The sequence below is a fragment of the Actinoallomurus iriomotensis genome, from assembly GCF_030269445.1.
Lineage (GTDB): Bacteria > Actinomycetota > Actinomycetes > Streptosporangiales > Streptosporangiaceae > Actinoallomurus > Actinoallomurus iriomotensis.
The window spans coordinates 230,989-253,107 of the sequence record NZ_BSTJ01000006.1; the positions used below are offsets into that span (position 1 = coordinate 230,989).

General features: G+C 70.8%; 19 protein-coding genes. 17 read left to right on the forward strand and 2 right to left on the reverse strand.

Annotated features, from left to right (window positions below; all coding sequences use genetic code 11):
- Positions 1 to 15: 15 nt before the first annotated feature.
- Positions 16 to 1,281, forward strand: a complete 1,266-nt coding sequence (locus QSK37_RS24955; RefSeq protein ID WP_285625413.1) for a Gfo/Idh/MocA family protein — start codon at positions 16 to 18, stop codon at positions 1,279 to 1,281.
- Positions 1,282 to 1,283: 2 nt separating this feature from the next.
- Positions 1,284 to 2,543 carry an ABC transporter substrate-binding protein gene (locus tag QSK37_RS24960; protein ID WP_285625415.1) on the forward strand — a complete coding sequence of 420 codons (1,260 nt, stop codon included), beginning with the start codon at positions 1,284 to 1,286 and terminating at the stop codon, positions 2,541 to 2,543.
- 9 nt (positions 2,544 to 2,552) lie between these two features.
- On the opposite strand, the gene galE is transcribed toward QSK37_RS24960, so the two are convergent.
- The gene (galE, locus tag QSK37_RS24965) at positions 2,553 to 3,500 is read right to left on the reverse strand and encodes a UDP-glucose 4-epimerase GalE (protein WP_285625417.1); all 948 of its coding nucleotides are present in this window, start codon (positions 3,498 to 3,500) and stop codon (positions 2,553 to 2,555) included.
- Between the two features lie 98 nt (positions 3,501 to 3,598).
- On the opposite strand from galE, the gene QSK37_RS24970 reads away from it, so the two are divergent.
- Genes QSK37_RS24970 through QSK37_RS24985 form a run of 4 tightly spaced genes read left to right on the forward strand, consistent with a single transcriptional unit; the run spans position 3,599 to position 7,543 of the window.
- Positions 3,599 to 4,918 (forward strand): hemolysin family protein, encoded by a 1,320-nt coding sequence (locus QSK37_RS24970; protein ID WP_285625419.1) that lies wholly within the window; start codon positions 3,599 to 3,601, stop codon positions 4,916 to 4,918.
- A gap of 12 nt (positions 4,919 to 4,930) precedes the next feature.
- Entirely contained in the window at positions 4,931 to 5,974 is a 1,044-nt protein-coding gene (gene trpS, locus QSK37_RS24975; RefSeq protein ID WP_285579441.1) for a tryptophan--tRNA ligase, read from the forward strand.
- Positions 5,967 to 6,506 carry a 2'-5' RNA ligase family protein gene (locus QSK37_RS24980; protein ID WP_285625421.1) on the forward strand — a complete coding sequence of 180 codons (540 nt, stop codon included), beginning with the start codon at positions 5,967 to 5,969 and terminating at the stop codon, positions 6,504 to 6,506. Before trpS ends, QSK37_RS24980 begins: the two co-directional genes overlap by 8 nt.
- A gap of 59 nt (positions 6,507 to 6,565) precedes the next feature.
- Entirely contained in the window at positions 6,566 to 7,543 is a 978-nt protein-coding gene (locus QSK37_RS24985) for a YihY/virulence factor BrkB family protein (RefSeq protein WP_285625423.1), read from the forward strand.
- Positions 7,544 to 7,547: 4 nt separating this feature from the next.
- Here the strand turns inward: QSK37_RS24985 and QSK37_RS24990 are convergent, their stop codons facing one another.
- Positions 7,548 to 9,062 (reverse strand): D-alanyl-D-alanine carboxypeptidase family protein, encoded by a 1,515-nt coding sequence (locus QSK37_RS24990; protein ID WP_285625425.1) that lies wholly within the window; start codon positions 9,060 to 9,062, stop codon positions 7,548 to 7,550.
- Between the two features lie 79 nt (positions 9,063 to 9,141).
- Between QSK37_RS24990 and QSK37_RS24995 the strand changes: the two genes are divergently transcribed.
- The 11 genes from QSK37_RS24995 to QSK37_RS25045 all read left to right on the forward strand — a co-directional run bounded on the left by QSK37_RS24995 (position 9,142) and on the right by QSK37_RS25045 (position 21,579).
- Positions 9,142 to 9,357, forward strand: coding sequence for an SCO4848 family membrane protein (locus tag QSK37_RS24995; RefSeq protein WP_285579434.1), 216 nt, complete (start codon positions 9,142 to 9,144; stop codon positions 9,355 to 9,357).
- Between the two features lie 31 nt (positions 9,358 to 9,388).
- Positions 9,389 to 11,002, forward strand: coding sequence for an acyl-CoA mutase large subunit family protein (locus QSK37_RS25000; RefSeq protein ID WP_285625427.1), 1,614 nt, complete (start codon positions 9,389 to 9,391; stop codon positions 11,000 to 11,002).
- A 118-nt stretch (positions 11,003 to 11,120) separates the two neighbouring features.
- A complete protein-coding gene (locus tag QSK37_RS25005; RefSeq protein WP_285625429.1) occupies positions 11,121 to 11,903 on the forward strand; it encodes a maleylpyruvate isomerase family mycothiol-dependent enzyme in 783 nt (260 codons plus the stop codon).
- Between the two features lie 248 nt (positions 11,904 to 12,151).
- Positions 12,152 to 13,318, forward strand: a complete 1,167-nt coding sequence (locus QSK37_RS25010) for a glutamate--cysteine ligase (protein ID WP_285625431.1) — start codon at positions 12,152 to 12,154, stop codon at positions 13,316 to 13,318.
- A complete protein-coding gene (locus QSK37_RS25015) occupies positions 13,305 to 14,579 on the forward strand; it encodes an amidohydrolase (RefSeq protein WP_285625433.1) in 1,275 nt (424 codons plus the stop codon). The genes QSK37_RS25010 and QSK37_RS25015 overlap by 14 nt, the downstream gene beginning before the upstream one ends.
- Before the next feature lie 166 nt (positions 14,580 to 14,745).
- Positions 14,746 to 15,792, forward strand: a complete 1,047-nt coding sequence (locus QSK37_RS25020; protein ID WP_285625435.1) for a BMP family lipoprotein — start codon at positions 14,746 to 14,748, stop codon at positions 15,790 to 15,792.
- Between the two features lie 75 nt (positions 15,793 to 15,867).
- Positions 15,868 to 17,388, forward strand: coding sequence for an ABC transporter ATP-binding protein (locus QSK37_RS25025; protein WP_285625437.1), 1,521 nt, complete (start codon positions 15,868 to 15,870; stop codon positions 17,386 to 17,388).
- Positions 17,385 to 18,476: an ABC transporter permease gene (locus tag QSK37_RS25030; RefSeq protein WP_285625439.1), complete on the forward strand. Its 1,092-nt coding sequence runs from the start codon at positions 17,385 to 17,387 to the stop codon at positions 18,474 to 18,476. The genes QSK37_RS25025 and QSK37_RS25030 overlap by 4 nt, the downstream gene beginning before the upstream one ends.
- Positions 18,476 to 19,729, forward strand: a complete 1,254-nt coding sequence (locus tag QSK37_RS25035; protein WP_432705603.1) for an ABC transporter permease — start codon at positions 18,476 to 18,478, stop codon at positions 19,727 to 19,729. The genes QSK37_RS25030 and QSK37_RS25035 overlap by 1 nt, the downstream gene beginning before the upstream one ends.
- Complete coding sequence (locus tag QSK37_RS25040) at positions 19,729 to 20,121, forward strand: cytidine deaminase (RefSeq protein WP_285625442.1); 393 nt, start codon at positions 19,729 to 19,731, stop codon at positions 20,119 to 20,121. Before QSK37_RS25035 ends, QSK37_RS25040 begins: the two co-directional genes overlap by 1 nt.
- Before the next feature lie 180 nt (positions 20,122 to 20,301).
- Positions 20,302 to 21,579, forward strand: coding sequence for a thymidine phosphorylase (locus QSK37_RS25045; RefSeq protein ID WP_285625445.1), 1,278 nt, complete (start codon positions 20,302 to 20,304; stop codon positions 21,577 to 21,579).
- The last annotated feature ends 540 nt before the right edge of the window (positions 21,580 to 22,119 follow it).

A 22,119-nucleotide genomic window follows, 5' to 3' on the forward strand; every position in this document is an offset into this window, starting at 1 on the left:
AAGTGAGGGCAGGGCATGCCGGTCACATTGGCGGTGGCAGGAGCGGGCATCCGCGGCCGGGACTACGCGCGCCACGCCGCGGCGGGCGGGCGCGCCCGGCTGGTCGCGGTGGCCGAGCCGGACGAGCGTCGTCGTACGGCGATCGCCGCCGAGCACGGGCTGCCGTCCGAGAACGTCTTCGCCGACTGGCGGGACCTCGCCGCCCGGCCCAGGCTCGCCGACGCGATGATCGTCGCGACGCAGGACGCCCAGCACGTCGAGCCCGCGGTCGCCTTCGCCGGCCTCGGCTACCACCTGCTGCTCGAGAAGCCGATGGCGCCCACCGAGGCCGGGTCGCGAAAGATCGCCGAGGCCGTCGAGCGGTCCGGGGTCATGCTCGCCGTCTGCCACGTCATGCGCTACTCCGCCTACACCCGCGCGCTCAAGGACCTGCTCGACCAGGGGCGGATCGGCGACGTGGTCAACGTCCAGCACCTGGAGCCGGTCGGCTGGTGGCACTTCGCCCATTCGTTCGTGCGCGGCAACTGGCGCAGCGAGCGCCTGTCCTCGCCGATGCTGCTCGCCAAGTGCTGCCACGACGTCGACTGGCTCGCCCACGTCATCGGACGGCCGGCGCGGCGGGTGTCGTCCTTCGGCGGCCTGATCCACTTCCGGCCGGAGAACCGTCCCGCCGGGGCGGCCGACCGCTGCCTGGACTGCGCGGTCGAGCCCGACTGCCCGTACTCCGCCCCGCGCATCTACTTCCGTCTGGCCGGCGAGCCGGAGCGACGGGGATGGCCGCACACCGCGCTCACCGCGGACACCTCGCCGGAGGGCGTACGCGAGGCTCTGCGCACCGGCCCGTACGGGCGATGCGTGTACGGCGGTGACAACGACGTCGCCGACCAGCAGGTCGTCATGATCGAGTACGAGGGCGGCGTCACCGCCTCGCTCACCGTCACGGCGTTCACCCCCATGAGCTCCCGCCGGACGCGTGTCTTCGGCACGCGCGGCGCGATCGAGGGCGACGGGCGCGGCCTCACGGTCCACGACTTCGTCACCGGGCGGCGCGAACTCGTCGAGACCGGTGACGACGAGGCCGCGCTCGACGGTGACCACGGCGGCGCCGACCGGGCGCTGGTGGAGGCGTTCGTCACGGCGCTCGCCGCCGGCGACCCGGCGCCGCTGCTCACCGACGCGCGTACCTCGCTCGACAGCCACCGGCTCGTCTGGGCCGCCGAGCGCGCGCGGCGCACCGGGACCGTCGTCACCCTCACCGAGCCGTCCCCCCGATCGGAGTGACCATGAACCCTGCACGCTGGGCCGCGGCGGGCGCGGCACTGGCCGTGACGCTGGCCGGCGGCTGCTCGTCCGGCTCGTCGGCGGACTCCTCCGGCCGCGGGCCGATCACCTGGGCCATGTTCAAGGAACCGACCGGGGCGCTGACGAAGATCGTCGATGTGTGGAACCGCGCCCGCCCGCGCGAGAAGGTCAGGGTGGTCGAACTGCCCGAGGCCGCCGACGCCCAGCGGCAGCAGCTCATCCAGAACGCCCAGATCAAGTCCGACGCGTTCGACGTGGTCACGCTCGACGCCGTCTGGACCGCCGAGTTCGCCGCGAACCGCTGGGTCGAACCGATCGACGCGAAGACGCTGCCCACCGGCGCCTTCCTCGCACCGTCGCTGCGCACCGGGGAGTACCGCGGCCGGCTGTACGCCGTGCCGTGGCTGACCGGCGCGGGGCTGCTCTACTACCGCACCGACCTGCTGAAGAAGGCCGACATCACCCGGCCTCCGGTCACCTGGGCCGAGCTGACCGCCGACTGCGCCGAGGTCCGCAGGACCAAGGACATCGGCTGCTACGCCGGGCAGTACGACAAGTACGAGGGCCTCACCGTGAACTTCAGCGAGGCGGTCGCCAGTGCGGGCGGCCAGGTCATCGACGCCTCGGGCCGCCCGGCCCTCGGCACGCCCGAGGCCCTCCACGGCCTGGAGTTCCTCGTGAACGGCTTCAAGGACGGCACGATCCCGCGCGCCGCCATCGGGTACCAGGAGGAGAACGGCCGCCGCGACTTCGAGGCCGGGCGGCTGCTGTTCCACCGCAACTGGGGCTATGTGTACTCCACCGCGGGAAAGACCGACGGCGCCAGCAAGGTGGCCGGCCGGTTCGGGGTCGCGCCGCTGCCCGGCCTGAACGGCCCGGGCACCTCCACCCTCGGCGGCAACAACCTCGCCGTTTCGTCCTTCTCCCGGCACCGGCGGACGGCCCTGGACTTCCTGGCGTACGCGACCGGGAAGGAGGCCGAGAAGAGCTTCGGGCTCACCAGCGCCTATCCCATGTCGCTCACGGCGCTGTACTCCGACGCCGACCTGGTCAAGGCACAGCCGTACCTGCCGACGATGCTGAAGTCGATCCAGGGCGCCCGGCCACGGCCGCAGGTCGTCCGCTACGGCGACGTCACCGCGGCGATCCAGAAGGACGTCTACGCCGCCCTGCACGGCGACACCGGCCCCCAGCAGGCCCTGGCGCGGCTCCAGGCCGAGCTGGGCCCGCTGACCCGCTGACGAGCGGGCTCAGGACCGCATGAACTCCCACGCGTCGGCCACCATCGCCCGCAGGTCGCGCTCGGGCTTCCAGCCCAGCCGGTCGGTGATCTTGGCGGAGGAGGCGATCAGCACGGCCGGATCGCCGGGTCGCCGAGGGCTCTCGACCGCCGGGATCGGCTCGCCGGTGACCTCACGGCAGACGTCGATGACCTCGCGCACGGAGTACCCCGAGCCGCTGCCCAGGTTGAAGATCTCGTGTTCGCCGGGCGCGCAGGCGTCGAGGGCGAGCAGGTGCGCCACGGCCAGGTCCACGACGTGGATGTAGTCGCGAACGCAGGTGCCGTCGGCGGTCGGGTAGTCGGTGCCGAAGATCGAGACCGACTCGCGCTTCCCCTGGGGGACCGCGAGGACGTTCGGGATCAGGTGCGTCTCGACGGTGTGCCGCTCGCCGTACGCGCCGTACGCCCCGGCGACGTTGAAGTAGCGCAGGCTGACCCCGCCGATCCCGTACATGCGGGCGTACTCGGCGAGGGTCGTGTCGATGGCGAGCTTGGACGCGCCGTACGGGTTGGTCGGCCGGGTCGGGTCGGTCTCGAGGATCGGGGTGCGCTCCGGCTCGCCGTACGTCGCCGCCGTGGAGGAGAAGACGATGCGCGGGGTCCGGTGCACGCGCATGGCGTCCAGCAGGGCGAGCGACTCGCCGAGGTTCTTGTCCCAGTACAGACCGGGCTTTTCCACCGACTCGCCCACGAGGGACTTGGCCGCGAAGTGCAGGACGCCGTCGAAGCCCTCCGCGAGCACGTCGCCGGCCGCCTCACGGAGCGTCGCGTGGATCAGCGGAACACCCGCCGGGACGGCGTCGCCGTGCCCGGTCGAGCAGTCGTCCAGCACGACGACCTCGTGCCCGGCCTCCAGCAGTTTCGCCGCGACGACACTGCCGATGTAGCCGGCGCCCCCCGTGACGAGAAGCTTCATCAGGACCTCCTGTATTCATGAACGGGTACGCTTACAGCTCTAGTCTTTCCGACAACCAACCAGGACATGGACGCCCCACATAGACATCGGCGTCTCCCATGACGGGGACGCTCGCGAGCGCCGCCATCGTCTTGGCGCTCATTCTGGTCGAGGCGCTGTTCGTCGCGTCCGAGCTCGCTCTCGTCTCCCTTCGTGACAGCCAGGTCCGGCGGATCGCCGAGCGTGGCCGTCGCGGCGCCGCCGTGGCCCGGCTGGTCAGCGACCCCAACCGGTTCCTGGCGGTCGTGCAGATCGGCGTCACCCTGACCGCCCTGCTCTCCTCGGCGTACGGTGCCGTGACGCTGTCCGACACCGCCAAGAAGGCCCTGGTCGAGCACACGGGGCTGTCCGAGGGCCTCGCGGGGTTGGTGGGCGTCGTCGGCGTCACGCTGATCATCTCCTACGTCACGCTGGTCATCGGCGAGCTGGCGCCCAAGCGCCTGGCCCTCCAGCGGGCCGAGGGCGTGGCGCTGCTCGTGGCACCGTTCCTCGACCGGATGGCGATCATCTCCCGCCCGGTCATCTGGTTGCTGTCCAGGTCCACGAACCTCGTCGTGCGGCTGCTGGGCGGCGACCCGGCGGCCTCCCGCGAGAAGATCACCGCCGAGGAGGTGCGCGCGCTGGTCGCGGGCACCACCGAGATCGCGCCGGACGAGCGGAACCTGATCGAGGAGGTGTTCGCGGCCGGGGAACGCCAGTTGCGCGAGGTGCTGGTGCCGCGTACCGAGGTGGAGTTCCTCGACGCCGCCACCCCGCTGTGCAAGGCGGCCCAGGTCGCCGCCGGCAGCCCGCACTCGCGCTACCCGGTCTACCGCGAGTCCCACGACGACGTGGTCGGGTTCGTCCACGTCCGTGACCTGCTCGACCCGCAGCAGTCCGGCCTCACGACGCCCGTCGGCGACGTCGTACGGCCCGTGCTCTACCTGCCGGCCGGCAAGCGCGTGCTGGCGGTGCTGTCGGAGATGCGGCGCGAGGGCCACCACCTGGCGATCGTCGTGGACGAGTACGGCGGTACGGCCGGGATCGTGACCCTGGAGGACCTCGTCGAGGAGCTGATCGGCGACATCCGCGACGAGTACGACGTCGAGGACGCCCACGCGAAGCGGCTGCACGGCGGCGCGCTGGACGTCGACGGCCTGCTGAACATCGACGACTTCGCCGACGAAACCGGCGTTGAGCTGCCCGAAGGCCCGTACGAGACGGTCGCCGGATACCTCATGGCCGTTCTCGGTCATCTGCCCCAGGTGGGGGAGATGACCATGGTCGGCGGGCATCGTCTCTCTGTCACCGAGGTGGACGGGAGGCGGGTGGCGCGGGTGCGCGTCACTCCTCCACCGGTCCCCGACCCGGTCCCCGAGCCGGAGCCCGACGAGTCCTGAGAGAATTCACGTATGCCCACCGAGCCGAATCCGCCGTCCACCCGGCCGGACGGCGTGCGACCGCGCGTCCTGTCCGGCATCCAGCCGACCGCTGACTCGTTCCACCTCGGCAACTACCTCGGCGCGCTGCGCCAGTGGGTCGCCCTGCAGGACACGCACGACGCGTTCTACTGCGTCGTCGACCTGCACGCGATCACGGTCCAGCACGACCCGGCGGTGCTGCGGCGGCGCACCCGGGTGGCGGCCGCGCAGCTGTTCGCGATCGGGATCGACCCCGAGCGCAGCACGCTGTTCGTGCAGAGCCACGTGCGCGAGCACGCCGAGCTGGCGTGGATCCTCGGCTGCCTGACCGGGTTCGGCGAGGCGAGCCGGATGACGCAGTTCAAGGACAAGTCGGCCAAGCAGGGCACCTCCGCGACCTCGATCGGCCTGTTCACCTACCCGGTGCTCCAGGCCGCCGACATCCTGCTCTACCAGGCCGACCAGGTGCCGGTGGGCGAGGACCAACGGCAGCACCTGGAGCTGACCCGCACGCTCGCGCAGCGCTTCAACCACCGGTTCGGCGAGACGTTCGTGACGCCGGAGCCCTACATCCCCGAGGCCACCGCCAAGATCACCGACCTGCAGGAGCCGACGGCGAAGATGAGCAAGTCCTCGTCGTCGCCGCAGGGCATCCTCGACCTGCTCGACGACCCGGGCCCGCTGCGCAAGAAGGTGATGCGCGCGGTGACCGACACGGGCACCGAGATCATCGCGGACGAAGAGAACAAACCCGGCGTAACCAACCTTCTGCGCATTTACTCCGCATTGAGCGAGACCTCTGTTCCGGACCTCGAACGCCGCTACGCGGGACAGGGGTACGGCGCGCTGAAGAAGGATCTCGCCCAGGCCGTGCTCGACACCTTCACGCCCATTCGCGAGCGCACCGAGAAGCTCCTCGCCGACGAAGCACAGCTCGATCGCCTGCTGGCCCGCGGCGCCGACCGCGCGAGCGCGGTCGCCCGGCAGACCATGGACGCCGTCCGCGATCGGGTCGGGTTCCTGGGCCGTGCCTGACCCGGCGGAGCGGACCATCGGGGTGGCCATCCCGATACCCGACCCGTACGGCCGGGAGCTCCAGCAGGCGCGCGCGTCCTTCGGTGATCCGCTCGCCCGCTCGATCCCGACGCACATCACGCTGGTCCCGCCCCTGCGGATCGCCTCGGCGGCGCTGGAGGAGATCGAGGAGCACCTGCGCGCGGTGGCGGCGGAGGAGCGGCCGTTCCGGATCCTGTTGCGCGGCACGGGGACGTTCCGGCCGATCTCGCCGGTGGTGTTCGTGGCGCCGGCCACCGGGATCAGCGAGTGCGAGCGCCTGGAGCTGCGCGTACGCCGTGGCCCGCTCGACCGCGCGCTGAGCTTCCCCTACCACCCGCACGTCACGGTCGCCCACCACCTGTCCGACGATCTGCTCGACCGGGCTTTCAAGGATTTGTCCGAATATGAGGCGGAATTTCCGGTCTGGGGATTCTCGCTTTACGAGCACGGCGTCGACGGAGTCTGGCGGCCGCAACGCGACTTCGCATTCGGCGCCGGCGTTTCAGGGTGATTCCAAAGTCGGGTTTCGGTTTTCTGAATCTTTGCGCTCCGCCGGGGTAGTCCGTCGAAATGACGGCGGTCCTGGACAGCATGCGTCACTGGGTCAGCTCGGCCGAAGAGGCCATGAAGCGCGTGCTACGTCAGGCGCGCGCCCGCTGGCGTACGGTCGACCACCTCGGCCGCGCCTACATCCGGTACCGCGACCAGCGCGGCGACCGGATGGCCGCGGCGCTGACCTTCTACGGCTTCCTGTCGTTCTTCCCGCTGGTCGCCCTGGCGTTCGCCGTCACCGGTTACATCGTGGCGATCAGCCCGCAGGCCCGCGACGCCGTCGCCAAGGCACTGGACCAGCTCCTGCCCGAGCTGTCCCACCGGCTGCCGGTCGACCAGATCGCCTCGGCCAAGGCCGGTGCGAGCGTGTTCGCCCTCCTCGGGCTCGCGTGGAGCGGCCTCGGCTGGATCGGGGTCTGGCGCGAGTCCCTGCGTACGATCTGGCAGGGCGCCGAAGGCGAGGGCAACCCGGTCGTCAACCGGCTGCGCGACCTCGGCGTGCTGTGCCTGCTCGGCCTCGCGCTGCTCGCCTCGGTGATCCTGTCCTCGGCGGCCTCCGCCACCACGCACGCCGTACTCGGCTGGCTCGGCCTCGCGGACGTGACCGGCGCCGGCACCCTCCTGCGGCTCATCGCCCTGTCCGTCGCGGTCGTCGCCGACGGTGTGATCTTCCTCATCCTGTTCACCACACTCGCCGGCACCAAGGCGTCCTGGCGGCACCTGCTGCGCGGATGCCTCTTCGGCGCCGTCGGGTTCGAGGCGCTGAAGATCGTCGGCGCGCTGTTCATCGCGCACACCATGAGGAACCCCGTGTACGCCTCGTTCGCCGTGATCGTCGGACTGCTGGTGTGGATCAACCTCTCGTCGCGGTTCATCCTGTTCACCGCCGCGTGGACGGCGACCCGCCGGGTGATCCTGGCGGTGGACGCCAACCCCCCGGAACCGGAAGAGGACACGGCGCGTGAACAGACCAAGCCCCCCGAGAAGGACTCCTGACGCCTCAGGGGCGCGCCGGTTCGTCGCCGTGCGGCTCGTCGGGCGTCGTCGGGTCCCCATCGTCCGCGCCGTTTCCGCCGTTTCCCCCCAGGGGCTCGAACGGGCCGCGCGAACCCCGGCCGTTCTCCGCGTCGTCCCGTACCGTGTCCTCGCCGGGCGCGGACTCCGGCTCACCGGCCGGGCCATGCGTCGGGTTCGGCATCGTCGACCAGGAGTCCGGCCGGTCGCGACCGCCCGAGTCCAGGGGCGAGCCGGCCACCTTCACGTCGCCGGGCGGCGTGCGCCGGGTGCGCGGCGGGTCCGCGTCGGGGCTCTCGGTCGCGCCCGCCTCGTACGGCGGCGCGTCGTCCGCGGGTGACGGGTCCGGTCCCGCGGCGGCCGGACGACGGCGGCGCCGCAGGCCCACGGCCAGTCCGGCGATGATCGCGACGGCCGCGCCCGCGGGCAGCCCGATCTTCCACCAGGCGAGTTCGCCGGAGGACGTGGTCCGTCCGTCGGCGGCCGGCTTGTGCGCCACGGGCTTCGGCGTGGGCTTGGGGGGCGGCGGGATCGGGTTCACGAGCGTGCCGACCGGCTCGGCCTTGTCGCGCTCGGCGAAGCCCCAGTCGAGCAGGGCGCGGGCGTCGGGCCAGAAGTCGGACTGGGCGTGCATGAGGGAGATGATGATCGTGTGGCCGTTGCGCCTCGCCGCGCCGACGAAGCTGCCCAGCGCGTGGCTCGTCCAGCCGTTCTTGCCGCCGATCATGCCGGAGTAGTGGTTGCCGACCAGGAGGTGGTCGTGCGTGCCGATCTCCCAGCCGCCGGTCTTCTTGCCCTTCTTGCGTTCCTCCTTGGTCGGCGGCGCCGGCCAGTGGTAGGTCGTCGCCTTCACGTACTTGATGAAGTCCGGCAGGGTGAGGCCCTGCTTCATGATCAGCGCCAGGTCGTACGCGGAGCTGTGCTGCTGCGTCAGGGTGAGCGGCGGGTCGTCGTCGAGGCCGTTGGGCGTACGGGCCACCGTGTCGTTCGCCTGGATCCGCTTCGCCTCGGCGTTCATCGCCGCGAGCGTGGTCTTCATCCCGCCGCCGGCCTCGGCCAGGGCGACGGCGGCGTCGTTGCCCGACTGCATCAGCAGGCCGTGGAACAACTGGTCGACCGTGTAGGACATCTTCTCGTCCAGGCCGACCGCCGAGCCGGAGGCGTTCACGGCGTTCAGCGAGGGCCGGACCTTCTGCTTGGGGTCGAGCCGGGGGATCAGCGTGATCGCCGTGAGCGTCTTCAGCGTGCTCGCCGGGCGGTAGTGGCCGTGCGGGTCCTTGGCCGCCAGCACGCGGCCGGTCTCCAGGTCCGCGATGACGTACGAGGAGGCCTCGATGTGCGGCGGCTCCGGCACGCTCTTGTCACGGATGTAACCGTGGCTCGCCAGCCTGCTGCCGCCGATCGTCTCCCCGGAGGGAGGAACGGCGGCGGGCGACGCATCGGCGGGTACGGAGAACACGCACAGATACCCCGCAGTGCCGCAGACGGCGAACAAGGACACGACTTTTCTCATGGCGGCCCATCGCTAGACGACCGGTACTTGAGTGACCACATCGGTCTACCCGCGATAATGGTGCCCGATGAACATCTCTCGGCGTGCATCAGGATTTGTACTCGGCCTTGCCGCATTCATGATCTTTGAATGGCTCATGCTCGCGAAGAATCTGGGTAGCGGCCCGGCCCGGCCCACGGCCTACTACGTGGTGCACGGAATCCTGGTGTGTGTGAACATCGTGCTGGCGATCGTCCTCGGCGCCATCGGCTGGCGGGCGTGGACCTCCCCGCGGCGCGGATGAGCACCGGGAAGACGAGCGGAAGGGTGATGGCATGGACTCCGAATCGGGGCTGCCGATCGAACCGGTCTACGGCCCGGGAGCACCGGCCGGCTGGGACCCTGCCGTCGCGCTGGGCGAGCCGGGCGCCTTCCCCTACACCCGCGGCGTGTACCCCACGATGTACACCAGCCGCCCGTGGACGATGCGCCAGTATGCCGGGTTCGGCACGGCGGCCGAGTCCAACCGGCGCTACCACCAGCTGATCGAGGCCGGCACCGCCGGCCTGTCGGTCGCCTTCGACCTGCCCACCCAGATGGGCTACGACTCCGACGCGAAGATGGCGTACGGCGAGGTCGGCAAGGTCGGCGTCGCCATCGACTCCATCGAGGACATGCGAGTGCTGTTCGACGGCATCCCGCTCGACCAGGTGTCGACGTCGATGACGATCAACGCGCCCGCGGCGGTGCTCCTGCTGCTCTACCAGCTCGTCGCCGAGGAGCAGGGCGTCGCGGGCGACAAGCTCACCGGCACGATCCAGAACGACATCCTCAAGGAGTACATCGCCCGGGGCACCTACATCTTCCCGCCCAAGCCGAGCCTGCGGATGGTCGCCGACACCTTCCGCTACTGCCGCGACGAGATCCCGCGCTGGAACACCATCTCGATCTCCGGCTACCACATGGCCGAGGCGGGCGCGACGCCCGTACAGGAGATCGCCTTCACGCTCGCCAACGCCAAGGAGTACGTCCGCGCGGCGGTCGAGTCCGGCCTCGACGTCGACTCCTTCGCGCCCCGGCTGTCGTTCTTCTTCGTCGCCCGCACGACGCTGCTGGAAGAGGTCGCCAAGTTCCGCGCGGCCCGCCGGATCTGGGCGCACATCATGCGCGACGAGTTCGGCGCGAAGAACCCCAAGTCGCAGATGCTGCGCTTCCACACCCAGACGGCCGGTGTCCAGCTCACCGCGCAGCAGCCCGAGGTCAACATGGTGCGCGTCGCCATCCAGGCGCTCGGTGCGGTCCTGGGCGGCACGCAGTCGCTGCACACCAACTCCTACGACGAGGCCATCGCGCTGCCCACCGAGAAGGCGGCGCGGCTCGCCCTGCGCACCCAGCAGGTGATCGCGAACGAGTCCGACCTGACGAGGACCGTCGACCCGTTCGCGGGCTCGTACGCCGTCGAGTCGATGACCGACGACATCGAAGAGGCCACGCGAGCGCTGATCGGCCGGGTCGAGGAGTTCGGCGGCGCGGTGAACGCGATCGAGAAGGGCTTCCAGAAGGCCGAGATCGAACGCTCCGCCTACCGCACCGCGCTGGAGATCGACAACGCCGAGCGCGTCGTCGTCGGCGTCAACAAGTTCCGCACCGACGCCGACGAGCCGTACGAACCGCTCCGCGTCGACCCGGCGATCGGCGAGGCGCAGGCCGCGAAGCTGGCGAAGCTGCGCGAGGAGCGCGACGGCGCCGAGGTGCGCCGGCGGCTCGACGAGCTGCGCGCGCTGGCCGAGAAGGAGGGCGCGCAGGCGGAGGGCGGCGACGTGTCCGCCGGCCACGCCAACCTCCTGTACCCGCTGCGCGAGGCCCTCCGGGCCCGGGCCACGGTCGGCGAGGTCTGCGACGCTCTACGCGACGTCTGGGGCGTGTACGTGCCCCCGGACGCCTACTGATCCGGAGCGGCGAGCCGACGAGCGAGCGGAGCGGCCGGTGAGGAACGAGCCGTCCGTGTAGCGAGTGAGGAGGCGAGCGCGACCATGGGTACGCGACCACCGGATACTGGAGGCGGGTATGGGCGAGACGGCCTGGCGGGCGAACATCGACGGCTTCGAGCAGGCGGCGCGGTCGATGGTCGCGCTCGCGGACGAACTCACCGCGGCCGACTGGGACCGCCCGACGGAGTGTCCGGGCTGGTCGGTCAAGGATCAGTACTCACATATCCTGGGAATCGAACGCTGGCTGCTCGGCGACGCCGACGACGGTGAGACCCGCACCTCGGCCAACACCGAGCTCGACGTCGAGGCACGCCGCGCCGACCCGCCGGGTGAGATCCTCGGCGACCTGCGTGACGTCATCGAGCGGCGCGTCGCCGTGTTGCGCTCCGGAGCGGTCGACCTGACCGAGGTCGTCACGACCCCGTTCGGGCCGGCCATGGCCTACGGCGACTTCATGCGTCACCGGGCCTTCGACGTCTGGATGCACGAGCAGGACGTGCGCCGGGCGACCGGCCGGCCGGGCAACCTCGACGGACCCGGGGCGGACTGCTCGCGCCTGGTGCTCGAAGGCTCCCTGCCGTACGTCGTGGGCAAGCGCGCCGCGGCCGCGCCCGGGCAGACGGTGGTCGTCGAGACGCCGGAGCACCGCTGGCGCGTCGTCGTCGGCGACGACCGCCGGGCACGCTTTCACGACGGCCCCGACGGTGACGCGGAGCCGACCGTACGGCTCCGCATGGCGTGGGAGACGTTCGTCCGGCTCGGCGGTGGGCGCGTGACGGGCGACGCGGCCGACGTGGAGGTCGGCGGCGACCCCGAGCTGGCGCGCCGGGTGCTGGCGGGCATGGCGGTCACGCCCTGACATGGTCAATTTGATCATTAGTAGGGAGTGCGCGTAGCCGAAACGGGTGGCGTGTTCGACCGGAGTGGTGCTCAGCTTGAGTCAACCGCTCATCGCGGGGCAAAGACGTCGCGAGGTCGCGTGCCGTCGACGGCATCATGGTCACCTGGTCCGGCGCGGCGCGCGATCGCTGCCACGTCGGGACGTCCTGGCCGGATTGTGCCACGTGCGCGGCATTAACCTGCAAGGATTGAGATCGGAGGTTGGCCGTGGCCATCGAGTTCAACGCATCACGAGGGGCGACCCTCGGCGTCGAGTGGGAGCTTCAGCTCGTCGACGCCGAGACCAAGCGCCTGCGCCAGGACGCGCGCGAGGTGCTGGCCGCGGTGCCCGGCCTCAGCGAGGCGCAGGAGATGCCCAAGATCCGGCACGAGCTCATGGAGTCGACCGTCGAGATCGTCACCGGCATCTGCGACACGGTCTCCGAGGCCCGCGCCGACCTCGCCGCGTCAATCGCCGACCTGCGGACCGTCACCGACCCGCGGGGCACCGCGCTCGCCTGCACCGGCACCCACCCGATCAGTGACTGGCGCGACGCCGTCATGGCGCCGGTCCAGCGCTACGCCGAGCTCGTCGAACAGATGCAGTGGCTCGCCCGGCGCATCCAGACCTACGGCGTTCACGTCCACGTCGGCGTGCGCTCGGCGGAGAAGGCCGTGCCGATGGTGAACGCGCTGTCGGCCTACCTGCCGCACTTCCTCGCGCTGACCGCCTCCAGCCCCTTCTGGAGCGGCAGCGACACCGGGCTCGCGTCGAGCCGGGCGATCGTGTTCGGCCAGCTCCCCACGGCCGGGCCGCCGCACCTGCTCGCCGACTGGGGCGAGTTCGAGGACTACATGGAGACCCTGCTGCGGGCCGGCACGATCCGCAGCATCAAAGAGGTGTGGTGGGACATCCGCCCGCATCCGGACTTCGGCACCATCGAGATCCGGATGTTCGACGGCATCCCGACTCTTCGCGAGGTCGGCATGGCGGCGGCGCTGTGCCAGTCGCTCGTCGAGCTCTTCGACCACCAGCTCGACCGGGGCTACACCCTGCCGAGCCCGGCCGCGTGGGTCGTACGCGACAACAAGTGGCGTGCGACGCGGTACGGCCTGGACGCCATCGTCATCACCGATGACCAGGGCACGACGGCTCCGCTCCGCGACGAGCTGTACGAACTGGTGCACGAGCTGGAGCCCATCGCGGACCGGCTCGGCTGCGCCGAAGACCTGAAGGTCGTCTCGGAGGTGCTCGACCACGGCGCCCCGTACGAGCGTCAGCGCGGCATCATCGCCGCCGGCGGCTCGATCGAGGACGTCGTCGGCGCCAGCATCACAGAGTTCCGGGAGGACAGATTCGTGAATCCACGGGAGGTGACACATGCGGGGATCTGAACTCCCCGGCGGTGAGCCCACGGACGAGCCGGGGACGGGAGGGCTGCGGGCGCAGCTCGACTCCTACCTCACCAGTCAGGAAGACCGGCTGATCGCCTTCCGGCGCGACATCCACATGCACCCCGAGCTCGGCTACGCCGAGCACCGCACGACCGCCCGCATCGCGGAGGAGCTGACCGCGGCCGGGCTGCGCCCGGTGCCGCTCCCCAAGGGCACGGGCCTCATCTGCGAGGTCGGCTGCGGAGACGGACCGGTCGTGGCGCTGCGCGCCGACATCGACGCGCTGCCCCTGCCGGACGAGAAGGACGTCCCCTACCGTTCGACGGTGCCGGGCGTCGCGCACGCCTGCGGGCACGACGTCCACACCACGATCATGCTGGGCGTCGCACGGTTCTTCGCCCAGCAGGCGGAGGCCGGGCAGGTGCCCGGCCGCGTGCGGCTGATCTTCCAGCCGGCCGAGGAGAACCCCGGCGGCGCCCTCGACGTCATGGCGGCCGGCGGCATCGCCGGCGTCGACCGCGTCTTCGCCCTCCACTGCGACCCCCGCGTGGAGGTCGGGCAGGTCGGCCTGCGGGTCGGCCCGATCACCGCCGCGTGCGACAAGGTCAACGTTCGCGTCACCGGTCCGGGCGGCCACACCGCGCGGCCGCACCTGACCGCCGACCTGGTCTACGCCCTGGCCAAGATCGTGACCGAGCTGCCCGCCGCGCTCTCGCGCCGCGTCGACCCGCGTTCCAGCCTCAGCCTGGTCTGGGGGCAGATCGCGGCCGGCTCGGTGGCCAACGCCATTCCCGACGACGGCGTCGCCCAGGGCACCGTGCGCTGCCTCGACGACGAGGCGTGGCACTCGGCTCCCGACCTGATGAAGGCCCTGCTCGACTCCGTGGCCACCGCGTACGACGTCAAGGCCGAGCTCGACTACGTCCGTGGCGTTCCCCCCACCGTCAACGAGAAGACCAGCGTGGACATGTTCCGCGCCGCGGTCATCAGCGTGCTGGGCGACGGCGCGGTGACGACCACTCCGCAGAGCCTCGGCGGCGAGGACTTCGGCTGGTACCTGGAGTCGATTCCGGGCGCGCTGGCCCGGCTCGGTGTGTCGGCGCCCGGCATGGCGGGTGCGTACGACCTCCACCGGGGCACGTTCGACGTCGACGAGCACTGCATCGCCGTCGGCGTCCGCGTGATGGTGGCCACCGCGCTCACCGCGCTGTGGGAGAGCCGCCGCGCGGGAGCCACCGAGCCGGTCGGTGAGCCTGCCTGACTCGCGTTTATATGGCTTGACCTGTGACGATGCGCTTTCGCCTTGATAACGGACACGTTGCGACACGGTAGCTTTGTTCCGTCCGGTCCCCGGGGCCCAATAGGGTCCAAAAGATTCATGCCAGTGGCATATTTCGGGCGGGGCCGGTACTAACGGAGGAGCTACCTTGCGCCGTGGAGTGAAGATAGTCGCCGTCGCGGCGAGCGCGGTCATGGCGCTCAGCGCCGCCGGGTGTGGCGGAAAGAAGGCGACCACCGGTGGTGGTGGCGGCGGCGACGGCAAGAAGACCCTGAAGGTCGGCCTCGCCTACGACGTCGGCGGCCGGGGTGACAAGTCGTTCAACGACGCCGCGTACGCCGGCCTGCAGAAGGTCCAGCAGGAGCTCAAGCTCGACGTCAAGGACCTCGAGGCCAAAGAGGGCGAGAGCGACAACGACAAGATCCAGCGGCTCGAGCTGCTGGCCAAGTCGGGCTACAACCCGGTGGTCGCGGTCGGCTTCGTGTACGCCACGGCGCTCGGCAAGGTCGCGCCGAAGTACCCGAACACCAAGTTCGCCATCGTCGACGACAACACGATCCAGCAGCCGAACGTGACCGACCTGCTCTTCGCCGAGCAGGAGGGCTCCTACCTCGTGGGCGCGGCGGCCGCCAAGAAGTCCCAGACCGGCAACATCGGCTTCGTCGGCGGCGTGCAGACCCCGCTGATCAAGAAGTTCGAGGCCGGGTACGTCGCGGGCGCCAAGAAGATCAACCCGAAGATCAAGATTCAGATCAAGTACATCTCCCAGCCGCCGGACTTCAGCGGCTTCAAGGACCCGGCCAAGGGCAAGACGATCGCTCAGGGCATGTACGACCAGGGCGCGGACGTGGTGTACGTCGCTGCGGGTCTGTCCGGCAGCGGGTCCCTTGAGGCGGCGGCGTCGGCGAAGAAGTGGTTCATCGGCGTCGACTCCGACCAGTGGCAGACGGCGTCGGCGGCGGAGAAGCCGTACGTGCTGACCTCGATGCTCAAGCGTGTGGACACCGCGGTGTTCAACTTCGTCAAGAGCGTCGGCGACGGCACCGTGCAGAAGGGCGACCTCCGCTTCAGCCTCAAGAACGACGGCATCGACTACGCCACGTCCAACCCGTCGGCGCTGGGCGACATGACGACCACGCTGAACGACCTCAAGCAGCAGATCATCTCCGGAAAGATCACGCCGCCCGAGAAGTGACGGCGTTCGGTGCTCGGGCCCGGGAGGCCGGCCGGCTCGGCCGTCCTCCCGGGCTCACTGGCGTAGGAGCAGCCCATGTCCACCACTGAGCCGGCGGTCGAGCTGCACGGCATCACCAAGCGTTTTCCCGGTGTCGTGGCCAACCACGACATCGACATCGAGGTCGCGGCCGGTACGGTGCACGCCATCGTCGGGGAGAACGGCGCCGGCAAGTCCACCCTGATGAAGATCCTCTACGGCATGCAGCGGCCGGACGAGGGGACGATCAAGGTGGATGGTGTGGAGGTCGCCCTCCACAGCCCGTCCGACGCCATCGCCCGCGGCATCGGCATGGTGCACCAGCACTTCATGCTCGCCGACAACCTCAGCGTTCTGGAGAACGTCGTCCTCGGCGCGGAGAGACTCCACGGCATCGGCGGGAAGGCCCGGCGGCGGATCGAGGAGATCTCCCACCAGTACGGCCTCGGCGTCGAGCCCGACCGCCTCGTGGAGCAACTCGGCGTCGGCGCCCGCCAGCGCGTGGAGATCCTCAAGGTGCTGTACCGCGGCGCGAAGATCCTCATCCTGGACGAGCCCACCGCGGTGCTGGTGCCCCAGGAGGTCGAGGAGCTGTTCGGCAACCTGCGCGACCTCAAGCGCGAGGGCCTCACCGTCATCTTCATCTCGCACAAGCTCGACGAGGTGCTGTCGGTGGCCGACACGATCACGGTCATCCGGCGGGGCACCACGGTCGACACCGTGCGGCCCGGTGACGTCACCGCCCGGCAGCTCGCCGAGCTCATGGTCGGCAGCGAACTGCCCGTGCCGGAGCTGCGCGAGTCGACCGTGACCGACGTCCCCGTCCTGACCATGGACGGCGTCACCGTACGCGACGCCACCGGCCGCGCGGTCGTCGACGACGTCTCCCTGACCATCCACGAGGGTGAGATCCTCGGCATCGCCGGAGTCGAGGGCAACGGCCAGGCGGAGCTGGTCGAGGCGATCATGGGCATGCTGCCGCTCGCCGCCGGCGTCGTACGGCTCGGCGACACCGACCTGACCGGCATGGCGACCCGGCGGCGCCGGGAGGCCGGCATCGGCTTCATCCCCGAGGACCGGCACCGGCACGGCCTGCTGCTGGAGTCCCCGTTGTGGGAGAACCGCATCCTCGGCCACCAGACCCGCCCGCCGAACGTCAAAGGCGGGCTGATCGACCGGCAGGGCGCGCGGAACGACACCGAGCGGATCGTCCGCGACTACGACGTACGGACGCCGAACATCGACGTCACCGCCGCCTCGCTGTCCGGCGGCAACCAGCAGAAGCTGATCGTCGGCCGGGAGATGTCCGGCGATCCCAAGCTGCTCATCGCCGCCCACCCGACGCGCGGCGTCGACGTGGGCGCGCAGTCGGCGATCTGGGACCACCTGCGGCACGCCAGAGCCGAGGGCCTCGCCGTGCTGCTCATCTCGGCCGACCTCGACGAGCTGATCGGCATGTCGGACACGCTGCGGGTGATCCTGCGCGGCCGGCTCGTCGGCGAGGCCGATCCCGCCACCATCACACCGGACCAGCTCGGCTCCCTCATGACCGGCGCCGGAGAGGAAAGCGCCGCGTGATCCACCGTCTGTTCGCGAGGTCCTGGACCCGCACTCTCGTCGCGGCGTTCGTCGCGCTGGTCTTCTCGATCGCGATCACCTCGATCGTGCTGTCGATCAGCGGGTTCAACCCGCCGTCGACGTTCCAGGCGATGTTCGAGTTCGGCAAGGAGCCGGACAGCATCGTCAACACGCTGAACAAGGCGGCCGGCTACTACCTGTCCGCGCTCGCCGTGGCGGTCGGGTTCCGGATGAACCTGTTCAACATCGGCGTGGACGGGCAGTACCGGCTCGCGGCGATGCTCGCCGCGGCGGCGGGCGGCGCGTGGTCCCTGCCCCCCGTGCTCCACCAGCTCGTGATCATCATCGTCGCGGTGCTGGTCGGCGGCCTGTGGGCGGCCGTCCCCGCCCTGCTGAAGGTGACCCGCGGCGTGAGCGAGGTCATCTCGACGATCATGTTGAACTTCATCGCCACCGGGATCATCGCCTATCTGCTGAATCCGGGCCGGCTCGCGGTGCAGCTCGGCCCGAACAACATCGGCACCAAGACGATCTCCCGTTCCGGCCGGGTACCCGGTACGCCCTTCCCCGGCACCGACCTGAAGCTCTACAGCCTCCTGGTGATCGCCATCCTGGCCGGCATCGGGTTCTGGTTCATGATCAACCGCACGAGGTTCGGTTTCGACCTGCGGGCGACCGGCCTCTCCCAGAGCGCGGCCGTGGCCAGCGGGGTCGACGCCAGGCGCATGGTCGTCATGGCCATGGTCATCTCCGGCGCGATCGCGGGCCTGATCGGCATGCCGCAGCTGCTCGGCGAGTCCTACACCTACTCCCTGAACTTCCCGACCGGCATCGGGCTCACCGGGATCGGCATCGCGCTGCTCGGCCGCAACGGCCCGGTCGGCATCGCGTTCGCGTCCCTGCTGTGGGCGTTCCTGGACGTGTCATCGCAGATCCTGGACTTCAACGACATCCCCAAGGAGATCGTGGCGATCACCCAGGCCGCGGTGCTCCTGTCGGTGGTCGTCGTCTACGAGGTCGTCAGCCGGGTCGGCCAGCGCATCGACCAGCGGCATGTCGCCGCCCAGCTCGGAGAGGTCGCCGCATGATCGAGCAGGAGATCCGGACTCCGGCGCCGCGCACCGGCGACCGCGAGCGGCGCCGGACCCGGATGCTGGCCGTCGGCGGCGGCATCTTCATCGCGCTGATCCTGCTGCGGCTGATCACCGGTGAGTCCGACATCACCTCCAGCGGCACCATGGGCGCGACGCTGGCCCTCGCGGTGCCGATCGGCATGGCCGCGCTCGGCGGCATGTGGTCCGAACGCTCGGGCGTCGTCAACATCGGCCTCGAAGGCATGATGACCTTCGGTACGTGGGGTGCCGCCTTCGCGTCCTACTTCAGCGGCAACCCGTGGCTGGGGCTGCTCGGCGGCATCGTCGCGGGAGCCGTCGGCGGGCTGCTGCACGCGGTCGCGACGGTGACGTTCGGCGTCGACCACATCGTGTCCGGTGTCGCGCTCAACATCCTGGCGCCCGGCGTGACGCGCTACCTGTCGGACCTGCTGTTCACCGACGAGAAGGGCGGCGGGGCGACGCAGTCGCCGCCGCTGCCGAGCTTCCCGACGTGGAGCGTGCCCGGGGTCGGCAAGCCGCTCGGCTCGCTGGAGAAGCACCACTGGATCCTCATCTCGGACCTGGCGGGCCTGGTCCGCGGCGTGCTGACGAACCTCTCGCCGATCACGCTCCTCGGCATCCTGCTCGTGCCGGTCTCGTACTACCTGCTCTGGCACACCGCGTTCGGGTTGCGGCTGCGCTCCTGCGGGGAGAATCCGGTCGCCGCCGAGTCGCTCGGCGTGAAGGTGTACCGGATGAAGTACTCCGCCGTGGTCATCTCGGGTGCGCTCGCCGGCATCGGCGGGGTGTTCCTGGCCATGGTGGCGTCCTCGAACTACCAGGAGGGGCAGGTCAACGGCCGCGGTTACATCGGCCTCGCCGCGATGATCTTCGGCAACTGGAGGCCGGGGATGGTCGCCGGCGGCGCCGGCCTGTTCGGGTACACCGACGCGCTGCAGCTGCGCGGCGGCGCCGGCGCGGTGCACGCCATGCTGCTGCTGATCGGCATCGGGCTGCTGGCGCTGGCGGTGTGGCGCGGCTACCGGCGGCGGGTCGTCGCGGCGGCGGTCTCGGCCGTGGTCGGCGCTGGCGTGCTCGTGTGGTTCTTCCTGACCGACGCGCTGCCGCGGGAGATCGTCACGTACAGCCCGCACATCACGACCCTGCTCGTCCTGGCGTTCGCCGCGCAGCGGCTGCGGATGCCCGCCGCCGACGGCATGCGCTACCGGCGAGGGGGAGGACACTGATGGCCGACATCGACTGGCCCGCGCTGCGGGAGGCGGCCCGTTCGGCGATGAGCCGCGCGTACGCGCCGTACTCCGACTATCCGGTCGGCGCCGCGGGCCTGACCGACGACGGCCGGATCGTGACCGGCTGCAACGTGGAGAACGCCTCGTACGGGGTCGGGCTCTGCGCGGAGTGCGGCCTGGTCTCGGCGCTGCACGGCACCGGTGGCGGACGCCTCGTCGCGGTGTCGGTCGTCGAGGGCCACGGCGACCCGGTGATGCCGTGCGGACGCTGCCGCCAGCTGCTGTGGGAGCACGGCGGGCCGTCGATGCTGCTGGAGACCACGCGCGGCATACAGCCGATGAGCGAGGTACTACCGGACGCGTTCGGCCCGCACGACCTGGAGAGATGATCATGAATACGGAGCGGCGAGCCGACGAGCGAGCGGAGTGGCCGGCGAGGGACGAGTCGGCCGTGGAGCGAGTGAGGAGGGGAGCGCGACCATGAATACGGAGCGGCGAGCCGACGAGCGAGCGGAGTGGCCGGCGAGGGACGAGTCGGCCGTGGAGCGAGTGAGGAGGGGAGCGCGACCATGAGTTTCGACGCGGTCGATGTCATCCGCACCAAGCGCGACGGCGGTTCGCTGAGCCCGGAGCAGATCGACTGGGCCGTCGCCGCGTACACCCGCGGCGAGATCGCCGAGGAGCAGATGGCCGCTCTGGCGATGGCGATCCTCCTGCGCGGGATGACCCGGGCCGAGGTCGCGCGGTGGACCGAGGCCATGATCCGCTCGGGCGAGCGGATGGACTGGTCCCGGCTCGACCGGCCGACCACCGACAAGCACTCAACCGGCGGCGTCGGCGACAAGATCACCCTCCCGCTGGCCCCGACGGTCGCCGCCTGCGGCGCGGCCGTCCCGCAGCTGTCCGGGCGCGGCCTGGGCCACACCGGCGGAACCCTCGACAAGCTGGAGTCGATCCCGGGCTGGCGGGCGTCACTGTCGAACGAGGAGATGCTGGACGTCCTGGGCAAGGCGGGAGCGGTGGTGTGCGCCGCCGGCTCGGGCCTGGCCCCGGCCGACCGCAAGCTGTACGCCCTGCGCGACGTCACCGGCACGGTCGAGTCGATCCCGCTGATCGCCAGCTCGATCATGTCCAAGAAGATCGCCGAAGGCACGGGCGCGCTGGTGCTGGACGTGAAGGCGGGCTCGGGCGCGTTCATGAAGAACGCCGACGACGCGCGGGAACTGGCCCGGACCATGGTCGACATCGGCAGCGACCACGGGCTGAACACCGTCGCCCTGCTGACCGCGATGGAGACGCCGCTCGGCCTCACCGTGGGCAACGCGGTGGAGGTGGCGGAGTCGGTGGAGGTCCTGAGCGGCGGCGGCCCGGCGGACGTGGTCGAACTGACCGTGGCACTGGCCCGCGAGATGCTCGCCGCGGCGGGCCTGACCGGCGCGAAGGACCCGGCCGAGGCGTTGCGCGACGGCTCGGCGATGGACGCCTGGCGTCAGATGATCAGCGCCCAGGGCGGCGACCCGGACGCCGCACTGCCGGTGGCGAACGAGACCTGCCAGGTGGCGGCCCCGGCGACGGGCGTACTGACCCGCCTGGACGCGTACGGAGTGGGCGTGGCGGCGTGGCGCCTGGGCGCCGGCCGCGCACGCAAGGAGGACCCGGTGTCGCACGCGGCGGGCATCACCCTGCACGCGAAACCAGGCGACCGCGTCCGCGAGGGCGAGCCGCTGCTGACCCTGCACGCGGACACGGCGGACCGTTTCGGCCGGGCCCTGGATGCCCTGGAGGGCGCGTACGAGGTCGGCGAGGCGTTCACCGAGTCGCCTTTGATCATCGACCGCATCGCCTGAGGACCGAGCGCGGGTCGGCTTTGGTGCCGACGTGGGGTCCTCAGGCTCGCGATCCAGCACTGGAGCCGATGGGCCGCGATGGCGGCATCGGTGCGATCCCCTACGGGCGGAGCCGGTTTCCCACGCCGAGGGGTGAGGGACTCGGCGAAGTCCACATCGCTCAGCTCCGGCGCCGGGCGGTGGCCGATGAGGGGGATCGGCGGATCGCGAAGCTACGGCCTGCCCGCGGTGGCTCGGGACCGTGGCAGGCGAAGCGTCGTGGAACCCGGCCTCGGCCGGGGACCGGGTGGGAGATCGGCATTCGGCGAGCGCGCCGTCGCAAGCGGGGGTCTGGCAGGGGGACGCCGCCACACGCGTTACGCCGGGCGGGTAGCGCCCGCCGTGGTGGTGTCCTGCGTGTGGCGCGTGATCCGCCGTGGTGGTGTCCTGCGTGTGGCGCGTGATCCGCCGTGGTGGTGTCCTGCGTGTGGCGCGTGATCCGCCGTGGTGGTGTCCTGCGTGTGGCGCGTGATCCGCCGTGGTGGTGTCCTGCGTGTGGCG

Coding starts and splice junctions, on each gene's coding strand:
- QSK37_RS25015 (WP_285625433.1), top strand. CDS start 13,305: ATGCGGGGATCTGAACTCCCCGGCGGTGAGCCCACGGACGAGCCGGGG.
- QSK37_RS25045 (WP_285625445.1), top strand. CDS start 20,302: ATGAGTTTCGACGCGGTCGATGTCATCCGCACCAAGCGCGACGGCGGT.
- QSK37_RS24970 (WP_285625419.1), top strand. CDS start 3,599: ATGACGGGGACGCTCGCGAGCGCCGCCATCGTCTTGGCGCTCATTCTG.
- galE (WP_285625417.1), bottom strand. CDS start 3,500: ATGAAGCTTCTCGTCACGGGGGGCGCCGGCTACATCGGCAGTGTCGTC.
- QSK37_RS25025 (WP_285625437.1), top strand. CDS start 15,868: ATGTCCACCACTGAGCCGGCGGTCGAGCTGCACGGCATCACCAAGCGT.
- QSK37_RS25040 (WP_285625442.1), top strand. CDS start 19,729: ATGGCCGACATCGACTGGCCCGCGCTGCGGGAGGCGGCCCGTTCGGCG.
- QSK37_RS25000 (WP_285625427.1), top strand. CDS start 9,389: ATGGACTCCGAATCGGGGCTGCCGATCGAACCGGTCTACGGCCCGGGA.
- trpS (WP_285579441.1), top strand. CDS start 4,931: ATGCCCACCGAGCCGAATCCGCCGTCCACCCGGCCGGACGGCGTGCGA.
- QSK37_RS24955 (WP_285625413.1), top strand. CDS start 16: ATGCCGGTCACATTGGCGGTGGCAGGAGCGGGCATCCGCGGCCGGGAC.
- QSK37_RS24960 (WP_285625415.1), top strand. CDS start 1,284: ATGAACCCTGCACGCTGGGCCGCGGCGGGCGCGGCACTGGCCGTGACG.
- QSK37_RS24995 (WP_285579434.1), top strand. CDS start 9,142: ATGAACATCTCTCGGCGTGCATCAGGATTTGTACTCGGCCTTGCCGCA.
- QSK37_RS25005 (WP_285625429.1), top strand. CDS start 11,121: ATGGGCGAGACGGCCTGGCGGGCGAACATCGACGGCTTCGAGCAGGCG.
- QSK37_RS24985 (WP_285625423.1), top strand. CDS start 6,566: ATGACGGCGGTCCTGGACAGCATGCGTCACTGGGTCAGCTCGGCCGAA.